The 14557-nt window shown below is 66.8% G+C and carries 12 protein-coding genes; 5 read left to right on the top strand and 7 right to left on the bottom strand.

Features of this window, described 5'->3' with window-relative positions; all coding sequences use genetic code 11:
* Positions 1-29 precede the first annotated feature (29 nt).
* Together K8U54_RS17570 and K8U54_RS17565 are read left to right on the top strand one after the other, a co-directional pair.
* A complete protein-coding gene (locus K8U54_RS17570; RefSeq protein WP_249907019.1) occupies positions 30-962 on the top strand; it encodes a helix-turn-helix domain-containing protein in 933 nt (310 codons plus the stop codon).
* A gap of 96 nt (positions 963-1058) precedes the next feature.
* Positions 1059-1259, top strand: coding sequence for a DUF1737 domain-containing protein (locus tag K8U54_RS17565; protein WP_027905761.1), 201 nt, complete (start codon positions 1059-1061; stop codon positions 1257-1259).
* A 31-nt stretch (positions 1260-1290) separates the two neighbouring features.
* On the opposite strand, the gene K8U54_RS17560 is transcribed toward K8U54_RS17565, so the two are convergent.
* The 5 genes from K8U54_RS17560 to K8U54_RS17540 all read right to left on the bottom strand — a co-directional run bounded on the left by K8U54_RS17560 (position 1291) and on the right by K8U54_RS17540 (position 8747).
* Complete coding sequence (locus K8U54_RS17560; RefSeq protein WP_249907018.1) at positions 1291-2526, bottom strand: multidrug effflux MFS transporter; 1236 nt, start codon at positions 2524-2526, stop codon at positions 1291-1293.
* The gene (gene fabF / locus K8U54_RS17555; protein WP_249907017.1) at positions 2526-3815 is read right to left on the bottom strand and encodes a beta-ketoacyl-ACP synthase II; all 1290 of its coding nucleotides are present in this window, start codon (positions 3813-3815) and stop codon (positions 2526-2528) included. The genes K8U54_RS17560 and fabF overlap by 1 nt, the downstream gene beginning before the upstream one ends.
* Before the next feature lie 53 nt (positions 3816-3868).
* On the bottom strand, positions 3869-6949 hold the full coding sequence (locus K8U54_RS17550) for an efflux RND transporter permease subunit (protein WP_249907016.1): 3081 nt from the start codon (positions 6947-6949) through the stop codon (positions 3869-3871).
* Entirely contained in the window at positions 6946-8052 is a 1107-nt protein-coding gene (locus K8U54_RS17545; protein ID WP_434059955.1) for an efflux RND transporter periplasmic adaptor subunit, read from the bottom strand. Before K8U54_RS17545 ends, K8U54_RS17550 begins: the two co-directional genes overlap by 4 nt.
* A gap of 80 nt (positions 8053-8132) precedes the next feature.
* On the bottom strand, positions 8133-8747 hold the full coding sequence (locus K8U54_RS17540; RefSeq protein WP_249907015.1) for a TetR/AcrR family transcriptional regulator: 615 nt from the start codon (positions 8745-8747) through the stop codon (positions 8133-8135).
* A gap of 90 nt (positions 8748-8837) precedes the next feature.
* On the opposite strand from K8U54_RS17540, the gene K8U54_RS17535 reads away from it, so the two are divergent.
* Positions 8838-10289: an efflux transporter outer membrane subunit gene (locus K8U54_RS17535; protein ID WP_249907014.1), complete on the top strand. Its 1452-nt coding sequence runs from the start codon at positions 8838-8840 to the stop codon at positions 10287-10289.
* Between the two features lie 2 nt (positions 10290-10291).
* Here the strand turns inward: K8U54_RS17535 and K8U54_RS17530 are convergent, their stop codons facing one another.
* Entirely contained in the window at positions 10292-11986 is a 1695-nt protein-coding gene (locus tag K8U54_RS17530; protein ID WP_349654557.1) for a PrpF domain-containing protein, read from the bottom strand.
* 90 nt (positions 11987-12076) lie between these two features.
* Here K8U54_RS17530 and K8U54_RS17520 point away from each other — a divergent pair, with 90 nt between their 5' ends.
* Positions 12077-12541, top strand: coding sequence for a GNAT family N-acetyltransferase (locus tag K8U54_RS17520; RefSeq protein WP_249907013.1), 465 nt, complete (start codon positions 12077-12079; stop codon positions 12539-12541).
* 9 nt (positions 12542-12550) lie between these two features.
* Here the strand turns inward: K8U54_RS17520 and K8U54_RS17515 are convergent, their stop codons facing one another.
* A complete protein-coding gene (locus K8U54_RS17515; RefSeq protein WP_249907012.1) occupies positions 12551-13414 on the bottom strand; it encodes an oxidoreductase in 864 nt (287 codons plus the stop codon).
* 100 nt (positions 13415-13514) lie between these two features.
* On the opposite strand from K8U54_RS17515, the gene K8U54_RS17510 reads away from it, so the two are divergent.
* Entirely contained in the window at positions 13515-14417 is a 903-nt protein-coding gene (locus tag K8U54_RS17510) for a LysR family transcriptional regulator (protein WP_249907011.1), read from the top strand.
* Positions 14418-14557 lie beyond the last annotated feature (140 nt).

Genomic DNA, 14557 nt, shown 5'->3' with positions numbered 1-14557 from the left:
ATCGGCGACCCTTGGCAGCAGAGGCTTTCGTGACCCCCTTCGATACCGACCCAGCCCAACACAGCGCCCCACGCATTGCCGCCGAGGCCTTGTCGCGGTACCTGCCCGGCGACTGCATCGCCCTGCCCCGGCTGCCCGCCATCAGCGACGTCAGCGTGCAGTTGTTCAGCCACCGCAGCACTGCCGAGCCGGTGCTGGTGCCGGCGGTGGCCGAACCGCTGCTGGTGATGGTGCTGGCGGGCTCGGCCCTGGTCGAGGAACGGGTACCCGGCGGTGCCTGGCAGCCCGCCGAGGTACAGGCCGGTGACTTCTTCCTGACCAGCACCGCACAGCCCTATGAAATGCGCTGGCAGACCCGCGGTGACGACACCTTCGAAGTCATGCACCTGTACCTCTCGCCGGCGTTGATCGAGCGAGTGGCCACCGAGCTGCTCGGCAAGCAGGCCGCCACCCCCGGTTTCATCGACGTCTCCGGCGGCCGTGACGAGCGCGTGCGCACCCTGCTCGAAGAACTGCGCCAGGAACTCGCCGAGCGCCGCGAACCCAGCGCGCTGTTCGTCCAGGGCCTGGCCCAGGCACTGGCCGTGCACCTGCTGCGCAGTTACCGGGATGAGCAAGCAACCGGCCGACGCGGCAACGCCCTGCAGGCCTACAAGCTGCACCGGGTGATCGCGCTGATGAACGGGCAACTGGCCGAGGACTTCTCCCTGGCGGCGCTGGCAAAGGCCGCTCAACTGAGCGAGTACCACTTCAGCCGGCTGTTCAGGCGCGCCACCGGCCTGGCGCCATCACGCTACTTCATCCGCCTGCGCATCGCCCGGGCGCGGCAACTGCTGCTGGAAACCGACCTCAGCGTAATCGCCATCGGCCTGGAGGTGGGTTATTCGAGCGCCAGCCATTTCTCGCAGATCTTTCGCCGTGAAGTGGGCGTAACGCCGAGCCACTATCGAAACCCGCCGTGATCACGGGTGTGCCCGGTGACAAGAAAGAAGCGCGCTTGACGTCGCCGTGCGCGCTGTTCATAAACGCACGCCCGACCGCTTGAAGGAACCGCCCCCATGAATCGCCCACCAGACGACCTGCCCATCTACCGCGTACTGACCGGCCCCGATGACGCCAACTTCTGCCGGCGGGTCAGTGCCGCCCTGGAGATGGGCTACCAACTTCACGGCGCCCCGGCCCTCACCTTCAACGGCAAGGACGTGATCGTGGCGCAAGCGGTGATCTGGCCAGGTTCCGCAGCGACGTCAGCGAACTGAACCAGGCCGGATCATCATCGGCCGCAGCCCGTTACTGATGACTCGCTAACCTTGCCAGCCGGTTGCTCATCCCGAACAACCCCAGGCCAAGCAGACAAACCACCGCCTGAGTCGCGCCCAAGGTGGTCACGGGGGCGAAGTCCAATACCGACACCAGCCAGGTGGTGATCGCCGCCGCGCCCATGGTCAGGAAGCCGAGCAGCGCGGAGGCCAGGCCCGCTTCGTTGCCGAACGGCCCCATGGTGATGGCGGTGCCCAGCGGGTTGGCCAGGCCCATGCCCCAGAGAAACGTGACCATCGACAGCGAGTACCAGGCCAGGCCGGGGTCGCTCGGGCCGATCAACAGCAGGCCGCCAGCCACAGCCGCGGTAGCGAGGCCGAAGCTGGCGACCCGGCGGCTGCTGAAACGCCGGGCCAGGCGTGGCGCGACCATACCGGCAGCGAACACCACGAACACGGTCGCCGCGAAGTACAGCCCGGCCTGCAGAGAGGACAACCCCATACCGCCCATCAGGATCGCCGGTGCCGCGCCGAAGGAGGCGAACAGGCCACTCATCAGCAGGCTCACGGCCGCGGCGGGCAGAATGAAGCGGCCGTCGCCGAGCAGGCGACCATACGCCATCACCTGCGGCACCGACTGCATGACGCGGCGTTCGGGTGGCAGCGTTTCGCCAAGGCCACGGGCGTAGAAAACCGCGATGACGACGGCGGCAATTCCCACTATTACGAATATCGCCCTCCAGCCCAGGGCGGTGGTCAGCAAACTGCCCAGCAGCGGCGAGAAACCGGGGGCCGTGGCGGTAGCGATCATGGTCAGTGACAGGGCCCGAGCCAGCGTCTCGCCGTCGAACAGATCACGGGCGATGGCCCGCGCCAGCACCGCAGCGGCGCAGACGCCCAGGGCCTGGATCACCCGACCGGCGATCAGCATGCCGAACGAACTCGCCAGGCCGGCCACCAGGGAGCCGACCACGAACAGTGTGAGCCCACCGAGCACCAGGCGCTTGCGGCCGAAACGGTCGGCCAGCGGCCCCACCACCAGTTGCGCGAGCGCGAAGGTGATGAAGAAGCTGGAGAGCGTCAGCCCGAGCTCGCGGGAGGACACCCCCAGTTGCAGGCCGATCGCCGGGAACGCCGGAAGAATAATGTTGGTGGACAGGATGCTGATCGCCGACAGCCCCGCCAGCAACGCGACGACCCTGCCTGTCAGCGCGATACCGCCCCGCAGGGGCAACACACTCGTCACGCTTTCTGGCTGCGCACTCATCATGCGCCCTCCCAGCGACGAAACAGCACGCTGGCATTCACCCCACCAAAGCCGAAGCCATTGGAAAGTGCATGGGTGATTGGCATAGACCGGGCGTTCAGCGCGACCAGATCGAGCCCCGCGGCGGCTTCGTCCGGGTTGTTGAGGTTCAGGGTCGGCGGCACGATCTGGTCACGCAACGCCAGCACGGTGAAGATCGCCTCTATCCCGCCGGCGGCTCCCAGCAAATGGCCCGTTGCGGATTTGGTCGAGCTGATCGCCACACCCGCGTTGGCGCCGAACAGCGCCTGAATGGCGGCCAGCTCACCCTTGTCACCAACCTGGGTGGAGGTGGCATGGGCGTTGATGTGCTGCACCTGTTCAGGTTTCACGCCTGCCTGCTGCAGCGCCAGTTGCATGGCACGGCGCGCGCCGCTGCCATCTTCGGGGCCGGCGGTAAGGTGATAGGCATCGGCGCTGGTGCCATAACCCACCAGTTCGGCGAGCGGCGTAGCGCCGCGCACCAGTGCGTGTTCGAGTGACTCGATCACCAGCAACCCAGCGCCTTCGGCCATGACGAATCCGTCGCGGTCACGGTCGAAGGGGCGCGACGCCTCCTGCGGCCGCTCGGCAAAACCAGTCGACAGCGCGCGAGCAGCCGCGAAGCAGCCCAGGGTGACGCGATCGATAGCCGCCTCGGTACCGCCACAGATGGCGATATCGACTTCGCCACTTCTGACCAGTCGGGCCGCATCGCCAATCGCCTGCACACCGGCCGCGCAGGCGGTGACCGGTGCGCCGAGCGGACCCTTGAAACTGTGGCTTATGGACACGTGCCCCGCTGCCATGTTGGCGAGAAACGACGGCGCAGTGAACGGTGACAGCCGGCGTGGCCCACGAGCGTCGGTTACTCGGACGGCCTCGGCCATCGCGCCGAAACCGCCCACCCCCGACGCGATGATCGTCGCCGTACGCTGCCGCGCCTCTTCCGTATTGGGCTGCCAGCCCGCCTGCTGTAATGCCTCGTGCGCGGCCACCAGGGCGAACTCGATGAAGCGATCCATCTTCCTGCGTTCCTTGGCCGCGATAACGAGGTCGGGTTGGTAGCCAGCGACCGCGTCCTCCTCGAGCGTAGGCACCTGCCCACCCGCCGTTACCCCAGTGCCCTCGGTAATGGCCACCGGCAGCGTACCAATGCCCGAACGCCCGGCCAGCAAACGTTGCCACACCGTTTCGGTGCCGCAGCCCAGCGGACCGACGATACCGACACCGGTTACCACGATGCGCTTGTGCTTGTAGAAATTGATCATTGCAGCCTCTCAGCCAGGTTGGCGACGAGCAGCCCGGCGCTGCTCGCCCGGGATTAGGCGTGCGCGCCTTTGGGTTCATCGTTCGGGCGGATCCTGAACCAGATGGCGTACATCGCCGGCAGAAACACCAGGGTCATGATGGTGCCGACGAAGGTGCCGCCGATCAGGGTGTAGGCCAGGGTTCCCCAGAACACCGAGTGGGTGAGCGGGATGAAGGCGAGGATCGCCGCCAGCGCCGTCAGCAGTACCGGGCGAGCGCGCTGCACGGTGGCCTCGACCACGGCCTGGAACGGAGCGAGCCCTTCGCGCTCGTTATGGTGGATCTGCCCGATAAGGATCAGCGTGTTGCGCATCAGGATCCCCGACAGCGCGATCAACCCGACCAGCGCGTTGATGCCGAACGGCTGCTGGAACAGCAGCAGCACCGGCACCACGCCAATCAGGCCCAGCGGCGAGGTGAGAAACACCATGACCATGGCCGCGATCGAGCGCACCTGCAGGATGATGATCAGCAGCGTCAGGGCGATCATGATCGGCAGCAACGGCGCGATCGCCTTGCTGGCCTTGCCGGACTCCTCGATGGAGCCGGCCATCTCGATGCGATAGCCGGCCGGCAGCGTCTCGATGATCGCTTGCAGGTCTTTCCACACGGCCGTGGACACGTCCGGCGGTTGCAGCCCCTCGGCAATGTCGCCGCGCACAGTGATGGTCGGCGTGCGGTCACGGCGGCGCAGGACCGGGTCTTCCATGCGCACGTTCACTTCGCCGACCTGGGACAGCGGAATGCGCTGGCCCGCTGAGCCAACCAGCGTGAAGCCCGCGATCTTCGCCGGGTCGAGGCGAATCTCTCCCGCCGCGCGACCGACCACCTGCACGGCGCGGATGTCCTCGCGCACCGCGGTGATCGGCACGCCGCTGAGCAGGAACTGCAGTTGCTGCGCCACGGCGTTGGAACTCAGGCCAACGGCCTGCAGACGATCCTGATCCAGGGAGAAGTGCAGCGTCGGCACCCGCGGGCCCCAATCGGCGTTCACCGTGCGCATCATCGAGCTGGCCTGCAACACCGCCTGCACGCGGCTGGCGATCTCGCGCAGCTGCATGGCATCGGGCCCCATTACCCGGTAGGCCACCGGGTACGGTGAATACGGGCCGAACACCAGTTGGGTGACGCGCACCTTGGCCTCGGGCGCCAGCCCTTCGGAGGCCGCCTCACGGAGGCGCAGCTTGAGGACTTCGCGGGATTCCTGGCTGTCCGTCAACACCACGATCTTGGCGAACGACGGATCGGGCAACTCCGGTGCCATGGCCAGGAAAAAGCGCGGTGGACCCTGACCGATGTAGGTGGTGACGATCCTGGCCTCCTCCTGCTCGCGCAGCCAGGACTCGACCTTGATAGCCGTGGCGTTGGTCTGCTCGATGGAGGTGCCGTACGGCATCTGCAGTTCGACCAGCACCTCGGGACGATCGGAGGTTGGGAAGAATTGCTTGTTCACCAGTCCCATACCCAGCAAGGCCACCACGAACGCGGCGAAGACCACCCCGGCTACCAGCCACTTGTGCGCGATGACCTGCCCCAGCAGGCTGCGAAACAGGTTGTAGTGGCGGGTGTCGTAGATGGCCGTGTGGCCACCTTCGACCTGCTTGATCTCGGGCAGCAGTTTCACGCCCAGGTAAGGAGTGAACGCCACCGCCACCACCCAGGAGGCGATCAGCGCGATGCCGACGATCCAGAACATGTTGCCGGTGTACTCACCGGCCGTGGACTGCGCGAAGCCGTTGGGCATGAAGCCGATGGCGGTGACCAGCGTACCGGAGAGCATCGGCGCCGCAGTGTGGCTCCAGGCGTAGGCCGATGCCTTGAAGCGGTCGTAGCCCTCCTCCATCTTCACCACCATCATTTCGATGGCGATGATGGCGTCGTCCACCAGCAGGCCCAGGGCGAGGATCAGCGAACCCAGGGTAATGCGGTCGAAGTTCTTGCCGGTGGCCGCCATCACCACGAAGACGATGGCCAGGGTCAAAGGTACGGCAGCCGCGACCACCACGCCCACGCGCCAGCCCATGCTGATGAAGCAGACCAGCATCACCACCAGCAGGGCGACGAAGAACTTGACCATGAACTCATCGACGGACGAGCTGATGTTGACCGCCTGGTCGGTGACCTTGTCCAGCGTCATGCCCAGCGGCATGGCGTCATTGATGCTCACCGTTTCCGCATCCAGCGCCGCGCCGAGGTCGAGGCCGTTCCAACCCTCGCGCATCACCACGCCGAGCAGCAGCGCGGGCTCGCCACCGTTGCGCACCAGAAAGGTGGCGGGATCTTCGTAGCCACGCTCCACGGTCGCCACGTCGGCAAGTTTCAGGGTGCGCCCCTGCACGGCAATCGGCGTGTCACGGATCTTCGCCAGGGTGTCGAACGCGCCATCCAGGCGCATCACCACTTGCGGGCCGGAGGTTTCCACCGAGCCGGCTGGGGTCAGCGAGTTCTGGCTGTTGAGTGCAGCGAAGATGTCCTGTGCAGTCACGCCCAGCGTCGCCAACCGGTCATGGGAAAAGGACACGAAAATGCGCTCGGCCTGCTCGCCGATGATGTTGACCTTCTTCACCCCCGGCACATGCAGCAGGCGCTGACGCAGCGATTCGGCTTCGCGTACCAGTTGGCGTTGCGGCTCGCCCCTGGCCTTCAGGGCATACACCGCGAAGGTCACGTCCGAGAACTCGTCGTTGACCATCGGCCCGATGACCCCAGCCGGCAGGTTCCTGGCTTCGTCACCGAGCTTCTTGCGGGCCTGGTAGAACTCCTCCTGCACCTGCGCAGGCGGCGTGCTGTCGAGCAGCGACACCATGGTGAACGCCAGGCCCGCACGGGTGTAGGTTTCGCTGCGGTCGTACCAGCGCAGCTCCTGCATGCGCTTTTCCAGTGGTTCGGCGACCTGATCCTGCATTTCCTGGGCAGTGGCGCCCGGCCAGGCGGAAATGATGGTCATCTGCTTGACGGTGAAGGGCGGATCTTCGGCGCGGCCCAACTGGAAGAACGCCAAGGTGCCGGCCAGCGCGATCAGCAGAATGAGAAACAGGGTGATGGCCCGCTCGCGAACCGCCAGTGCCGACAGGTTGAAACGGCCTTCGCTCATGGCTGGCTCCCAGCGACTACAGGCACAGCAATCTGGGCACGCCGCACTTCCTCGCCATCACGCAGCAGGTGGGCACCGAGGGCCACCACCTGCTCGCCAGCATTGATCTGGCCGGCGACACGCGCCGCCTCATCGCCGATACCGACTACCTGAACGGGGCGCCAGGCGACTTTCGCCGGCTCGCCTGCGACCACCCAGACACCGGGGCCATTGCCCGGGTCGTACAGCGCGGCAGCAGGCACCTGCAGCGCCTGGGCTGCATCGCTCGCCGCGGCGATATCTAGGGTGATGGTGGCACCGAGCGGCGCCTGGGCCAGCGCACCGTCGAGCACATAGCGGGCCTCGAAGGTCCGCGTGGTGGCATCGGCTGCCTCGGAGAGCAGGCGCAGTCTGGCCGTAACGGAGGCGCCGCGGTTGCCATACAGGGCAGCCTGGGCGCTCGAACCCGGCGCCGGGCGCAGGGTTTCCGGCAGGTGCACGATGGCTTCGCGCTGACCTGCTCGCGCCAGCCGCACCACGGGCTGCCCGGCGCTGACCACCTGGCCGGGCTCGGCCAGGGTTTCCATCACCACGCCGTCGGCATCGGCCAGCAAGGCGGCGTAACCGGTGGCATTGCGCGCCACATCGGCCTGGGCCTGGGCAGCGCTGAGCTGCGCCCTGGCGGAATCGGCAGCCGCCTTGATCTGATCGTAGGCCGAGGCCGACACCGCCCCGGCGGCGACCAGCCCGCGGTAACGGGCTTCGTCGTCAGCCGTCTGCCTGGCCCGCGCCCGGGCAGAGGCGACGGCCTCCTGCTGGGCCCGCGCCTGCAGCTGCAGATCGATGGGGTCGAGGCGCATCAGCGGCTGGCCGCGCCTGACCGTTTCGCCGGTGTCGACCAGACGCTCCAGCACCTTGCCCGAGACGCGAAAGCCAAGGTCGCTCTGGGTCCGCGCGACCACCACACCGGTGAAGGAACGAGCGGCCCCGGCTGCCTGCTCGACCGCTGCCACCCGAACCAGCGGCGGCTTGTTGCGGGGGTCTTTCTGGACAGACGAATCGCCGCACGCCACCAGGACGAGAGGCAGCAGGCAAACAGCAAGAACGGCGGGCACGAGGCGCATGGGTTCCATCACTCAAGAGCAATTCAGGAACCTCATTCTTAAACCAGTGACCAATATTGTCAATGGTCACAGGCGCATGACTACGGAGCCAAGCTGCGCAATATCAGCGCCGGCAGGTGCGCGGCGGCCTCGGCAGCGTCGCCCAGGTTGTATTGCAATTGGGCGGAATTGACGTAGGGCCGCAGGATCAGAAAGATCGCGTTGGTGGTTTCGTCCAGCGGCGTCTTGCGCTCGAATTCGCCCGCTTCACGGCCCTCGAGGAGAATCTGCTGGATCAGCTCGCGAATGCGCAGCTCGTGCGCCTTGACCGACGGCCACTGGTCACGCGAGGCCACCGCCGCGATGTCGTAGAGCTTGCGGTCGTGGAAGAACAGATCGCTGCCAGCCTCTGAAATCGAGCGAAACAGGCGCCTAAGCTTCTCCGAGGCACTCGGCGCGTCGGCCAGTGCCGCGTCGACGATGCCCATGATCATGGCCAGGCGATTGGTGCAGATCACCCCACCGATGGCCTGCTTGGAATCGAAGAATTTATAGATGTAGGCCTTGGAGAAACCGATCGCCTTGGCAAGGTCCGAAACCGTGGTTTTCTCATAGCCGTAGTGGCCGAAATGCAGGGTCGCGGCGTTGATGATCTGGTCGCGGATCTCGTGATCCTGCGGCCCGCGTGTGGTCGAGTTGTTCATGTCGTCGTTCATGCCTAGAGCTTAACTCCACGGTGAGCTGATTGACAGCAAGTGACCGATATATAATATGGTCACCATCTATTTTCGCCTACGAGAAATCCCATGCCTGCCATGCGCCCTCTTGCCCTCGTGATCAGCACCAGCCTGGCGGCAGGTTGCGCGGTCGGCCCGGATTACCATCGCCCGGACGCGCCACTGGCCGACCATTACCTCGGGCAGGCCGCCGTGGAGCGGCGAGCCGCGCCGGCACCCGCCAGTTTCGCCCACTGGTGGGAGGGCTTCGGCGACGCCCAGTTGAGTGCGTTGATCGACGAAGCCCTGGCGCAGAACCTCGACATCGCCCAGGCCCGGGCCCGCGTCCTGCAAGCCCGCGCCGGCCTGGGCGCTGCCAATGCGGCGCTGCTTCCCTCAGCCACGGTCAACGGCCAGGCGGCACGTGCCTATCAATCGGTGGAAACGCCCCTGGGCCGGGTGCTGGACGCCACGCCCGGCTACGACCGCTATGGTAATAGCTACGAGGCCAACCTCGAAGCGAGCTGGGAACTGGATGTATATGGCGGCCTGCGCCGAGGCAGGGAAGCCGCTCTGGCGGACTACCAGGCGTCCGAAGCCGGCGTCGTCGCCACACGGCTGGCGGTTGCCGCGCAAACTGCCGATATCTACACCAGCATCCGCGGCCTGCAGGCGCGCCTGGCGATTGCCGAGCGGCAGGTCGATACCCAGCAGGCGTTGCTGGAGAAGGTGCGCCTGTTGCACACCCGGGGCCTGGCCGCCGAGTACCAGGTGCAGCAGACCGAAGGCGAGCTCTCGCAAGTCAGGGCCAGCATGCCGGTCTTGCAGACGGGCCTCGATGCGGCCATGAACGCGATGGACGTGATGCTCGGCAGCGCGCCGGGCACCCACCGCGCCGAACTCGCGGCCGCGAACGCCATTCCACGTGCGCCGCAACTCGCGGCGACGGGCACCCCCGCTGACCTGCTGCGCCGCCGGCCCGACCTGATCGCCGCCGAGCAGCGCCTGGTCGCCGCCAATGCGCGCATCGGCGAGGCGATCAGCGAGTACTACCCGAAATTCTCGCTCAGCGCCCTGCTGGGCAGCGCCACCACGCAAAGTGGCCACCTGTTCAGTAGTGGTGTCGCGCAATCGGCGGGCGTGCTGGGCCTGCGCTGGCGGCTGTTCGATTTCGGCCGTATCAACGCTCAGATCGCCCAGGCCAAAGGCCGCGAAGCCGAAGCGCTGGCGGCCTATCGTCAGTCGGTACTGCGTGCCAGTGAGGATGTAGAGAATGCCTTCTCGGCGCTGGTCAACCGCGAGGCCCAGGCGGCCACCTTGACGGCCGGCGAGAAGTCCCTGACAAGCGCCAGGCAGTCGTCATTGATCGCCTACCAGAACGGCGCCGCCAGCCTGATCGACGTGCTCAACGCCGACCAGACCCTGCTGCGCACCTCCGACGCCAGGGCGCAAGCCCAGACCGAATCGGCCCGCGCCGCCATCGCCGCCTTCAGGGCACTGGGCGGCGGTTGGGAAATGCCGGAGCGGTTAGTGATGCGCTGACGCTACCTCAACGCCACCAAAGCCGCAGTCAGTTCCTGAGAAGCGTTGTAAAGCGGCACATGCCCACGCTGCAGCACCTGGGCGCTGCGCCGGTAGGCCACGGTTCTGACCTCCAGCCCGGCGCCGATATCGCGGGCCACCACAGTGGCGTCTAGGGTGCCGGCGGGGTTTTCCATGGCCACCGCATATTCGCCGAACTGCTCGCCGACCTGCGGTGCGGCGGCCGCCAGGCGGGCGGCCACGGTGCCCGGAATCAACGCGGCGGCGGCCAGGCAGCAGCCACCCGATACAGCCATGGAGGCGTGCAGCGTCTGCGGGGTGAAGTAGCGCACCGACAGGGTGCCGCCCGCCGCGGCCGGGCCGATGATGCACACCTTGGGGATGGTCTCGCTGCGGCCGATGTCCTCCCGGCTCATCAAATCGCCACTGCGTTTCTTCAGGCCCATGCGCAGCCCCGCCTCGATCCACACTTCGCGCAGCGCCTGCATGAAGGCGCTATCAGTCTCCAATTCGGCGAGCGGCTCGCGCGCCGTCTTGCCGAAGCAGGCGGCGTCGATGATCACCATCGGCACCGCCACGTCCACGCAGGACACCGCGTGACCACCGATGACATCCAGCACATTACCGGTGGGCAGCAAGGCACCGGTCTTGGCACCGACCGGGTGATGCAGGAACAGATCGACCCCAGGAAACTGCCCCGGTACACCGGGGATCGCCACCTTGCGCAGGGCATTGTCGGCATCGCGCAGCACCCGCCCGGTGGTGATCACCCCGGTGTTGATGTTACGGATGTCGATCTCGAAATCACCGCTCGCGCCGTCAGCCAGGCCCATGTCCAGCGCCCACAGCGGCAGCGCCGAGGACATGTTGCCGCAGTTCACGCTCCAGTCGATGGCCGAGTGGCTGGCGGCCAGTTGCGCCAGGGTGCTGACCAGGCGCCGCTTGCCGTCGGCGTTTTCCAGTTCGACGAAGAACACCTTGTTGCTGGTCGCCGGGCCGCGGCCCAGGCCGGTGAGCTGGCGGTTGCCGGGCGCCTCGCCGTGCAGCGGCACGCCCATCAGGTGGCGCAGCAGTTCCTCGCGCAGGGCGATGTCCTGGGGCGCGCAGCGCTCGTCGATCACCAGGCCGGTGGAGGTGCCGCCGCGCATGAAGTGCACGGGAAAGGCCACCACGCCGCCTTCCACGCGGATGCCTGTCGAGCGGGGCTCATGCATGGCCGGGTACTCCTGTGACGGCTGGTCGTTGGCCGCGCTCAGGCGCTGCGAGAAGTCCTGATGCTGGAGCGCCTGAGCCGCCGACTGCAACACCTGGCGTAGCGGATGGCCGATCTCCTCTTCGAGCCGTTCGATGGCGCGAAAGGTCACCGCCCAGTGACCGATCAGCAGGGGCATCAGCCGTTGACCGGCCGGCGCCAGGTGGATCTCGCTCTTGCGCGCATCGGCGCCGCGTTGGCGGGTGATCAGGCCGTCCGCCTCCATCTGGCTCACCGTCTGGCTGATCGCCCCTTGAGTCAGGTGGGTGCGCGCGGTGATTTCGGTGATGGTCCGGGCGCCCGCCTCGAGGGCGCGCAGCACTGGCGTATAGCGCGCGCGGTAGGTGAGGCCCATGTCCTGATAATGCTGCTCGGCCCCGCGCTCCACCAACTCGGACACGTAGCGCAGCAACTCACCCAGGCCAGGTTCGATCTTCACGGTCATCGCCGGCTCCATCACACCTTTGCCAAATACATTAGCGCTAATGTAGTTTTCCGGCAATGAACATCCATTGCCCGCCCCGGAGACCACCCCATGTCGACCCTGACCTTTCGCAAAGCACAGCGCACCGACCTGGAAACCATCGTCGCCCTGCTGGCCAGCGACCCGCTCGGCCAGTCTCGCGAAGCGGCCTCCACGCCGCTACAACCGGCCTATATCAGCGCCTTCGAGGCCATCGACGCCGATCCCAACCAGCTGCTGGCCGTGGTCACCGACGAGGATCAGCTGATCGGCACCCTGCAGCTGACCTTCCTGCCGAACATTTCGCGCCTGGGCGCCTGGCGCGCGCAGATCGAAGCCGTGCGCATCGACCCGAACTGCCGCGGCGCCGGCATCGGCCGAGAGATGTTCCTGTGGGCCTTCGAGCAAGCCCGCGCACGCGGCTGCCAGTTGATCCAGCTGAGCTGCGACCACACGCGCAAGCAAGCCCAGCGCTTCTATGAAGAGCTGGGCTTCGAGGCATCGCATATCGGCTACAAGAAGTCCCTGTTGCGCTAAGGGTCTCTGTCAGGCCAGGGCGTCCAGTTCGGCCAGCAACGCCGGGGGGATCACCAGCTCGCTGGCACTGAGATTCTCCTGCAGGTGCGCCACAGACGAAGTGCCCGGAATCAGCAGGATGTTCGGCGAGCGCTGCAGCAGCCAGGCCAGCGCCACCCGCAGCGGCGACGTTTGCAGGCGAACCGCCACGCCGGACAACGCCTCGGACTGCAACGGCGAGAAGCCACCCAGCGGAAAGAACGGTACATAGGCGATGCCCTGGCGGGCCAGTTCGGCGATCAGCGACTCGTCGTCGCGGTGCGACAGGTTGTAGTGATTCTGCACGCAGACCACCGGCGCGATGCGCTGGGCCTGGCTGATCTGCAGCGCCGATACGTTGCTCAGGCCCAGCTGACGAATCAGCCCCTGGCGCTGCAGGTCGGCCAGGGTGCCGAACGCTTCCTCGATGGACGCTTCGTCGGGGGCATGCAGCGTGCCCCAGGCGCGGAAATTGACGACGTCCAGCGCCTCGACACCCAGGTTGCGCAGGTTGTCGTGCACGGCCTGGGTCAACTCGGCGGGTGTCGCGGCCGGGTGCCAGGATGCATCCGCTTCACGCCGGGCGCCGACCTTGGTGACCAGCACCAGCTCATCGCCATAGGGGTGCAGCGCTTCGCGGATCAGCTGATTGGTGACGTGCGGGCCGTAGAAGTCCGCGGTGTCGATATGGTTGACCCCGGCATCGCGTGCGGCGCGCAATACCGCCAGCGCCGCAGTGCGATCACGGGGCGGGCCGAACACCTGGGGCCCGGCGAGCTGCATGGCACCGTAGCCCATGCGATTGACGGTGCGTTCACCGAGAGAAAAGGTCCCGGCCTGGCTGGCGTTGCTCATGTCATCTGCCTCGATCAGTGGATGTCGGGGCCACTATAGGCGTTGACCACTGCGCCGATAATCGAGTGCAATCAGCACGGGCCGTACGGGAGAGCGAACAGTGAACACTGACATCCAGGATCTGCTGGCCTTCGTCACCGTGGTAAACGCCGGCGGGTTCCGGGAAGGCGCACGGCTCAGTGGCAAATCCGCCTCCAGCCTCAGCGACGCCGTGCGGCGCGTGGAAGCCGGCCTTGGCGTGCGCCTGCTCAACCGCACCACGCGCAGCATCCTGCCGACCGAAGCGGGCCAGCTGCTGATCAACCGCATCGTGCCGGCGCTGGGCGAAGTGACCGCGGCGCTGGACGTGGTCAACGAGTTTCGTGACCGCCCCACCGGTACCCTGAAACTCAACGTGCCGCTGAGCGCCGCGCGGCTGGTGCTGCCCAGGCTGATCACCCCGTTCCTGAAAGCCTACCCCGACATCCGCGTGGAGGTGATTGCCGAGGAAAGCTTCGTCGACGTGCTGGCGGCGGGCTGCGACGCCGGCATTCGCTACGACGATCGCCTGGAGCAGGACATGATCGCCGTGCCGATCGGCCCGCGCCTGCAACGCTGCGCCACCGCCGCCTCGCCCGCCTACCTGGATGCCCACGGGCGCCCCGGGCACCCGCGCGACCTGCTGCAGCACGCCTGCCTGCGCGGCAAGTTCGCCAGCGGCGCCATGCCGCTGTGGGAGTACCAACGCGATGGCGAGACCATCAGCGTCGATCCCGACGGCCCGCTGATCGTGCGCATCGGCGGCGCCGTCGACCTGGCCGTGCAGGCGGCCATCGACGGCCTGGGCATGGTCTACCTGTTCGAGGACTGGCTACGCCCGCACCTGCAGAGCGGCGCGCTGGAGCCGGTACTGGAGCCCTGGTGGCAGAGTTTCTCGGGCCCGTACCTGTACTACCCGGGGCGCCGCTACCTGCCCTCGCCGCTCAGGGCCTTTATCGATTTCGTGAAGGCGGCGCCCTGCTGAGCCTCCATGGAAGGGGTTTATGTGGCAAAGTCGCGACCAAACGAATCACCGCCTTGATCGAATCCGCTGCGCGCTAGGCTTGCGCCAGGGGCAGCCGCCCCCTCTGCCCGCATCCCAGGTACCGTCCATGATCCAGTTGC

The organism is Pseudomonas fulva (genome assembly GCF_023517795.1).
Lineage (GTDB): Bacteria > Pseudomonadota > Gammaproteobacteria > Pseudomonadales > Pseudomonadaceae > Aquipseudomonas > Aquipseudomonas fulva_D.
Note: the sequence above shows the minus strand (reverse complement) of the source record. Positions and strands in the feature narration are given on the sequence as shown.

Bases quoted from the DNA above. Each gene is read 5' to 3' on its own strand.
- K8U54_RS17565 (WP_027905761.1), top strand. From the start codon at position 1,059: ATGAATCGCCCACCAGACGACCTGCCCATCTACCGCGTACTGACCGGC.
- K8U54_RS17560 (WP_249907018.1), bottom strand. From the start codon at position 2,526: ATGAGTGCGCAGCCAGAAAGCGTGACGAGTGTGTTGCCCCTGCGGGGC.
- fabF (WP_249907017.1), bottom strand. From the start codon at position 3,815: ATGATCAATTTCTACAAGCACAAGCGCATCGTGGTAACCGGTGTCGGT.
- K8U54_RS17550 (WP_249907016.1), bottom strand. From the start codon at position 6,949: ATGAGCGAAGGCCGTTTCAACCTGTCGGCACTGGCGGTTCGCGAGCGG.
- K8U54_RS17545 (WP_434059955.1), bottom strand. From the start codon at position 8,052: ATGCGCCTCGTGCCCGCCGTTCTTGCTGTTTGCCTGCTGCCTCTCGTC.
- K8U54_RS17540 (WP_249907015.1), bottom strand. From the start codon at position 8,747: ATGAACGACGACATGAACAACTCGACCACACGCGGGCCGCAGGATCAC.
- K8U54_RS17535 (WP_249907014.1), top strand. From the start codon at position 8,838: ATGCCTGCCATGCGCCCTCTTGCCCTCGTGATCAGCACCAGCCTGGCG.
- K8U54_RS17530 (WP_349654557.1), bottom strand. From the start codon at position 11,986: ATGACCGTGAAGATCGAACCTGGCCTGGGTGAGTTGCTGCGCTACGTG.
- K8U54_RS17520 (WP_249907013.1), top strand. From the start codon at position 12,077: ATGTCGACCCTGACCTTTCGCAAAGCACAGCGCACCGACCTGGAAACC.
- K8U54_RS17515 (WP_249907012.1), bottom strand. From the start codon at position 13,414: ATGAGCAACGCCAGCCAGGCCGGGACCTTTTCTCTCGGTGAACGCACC.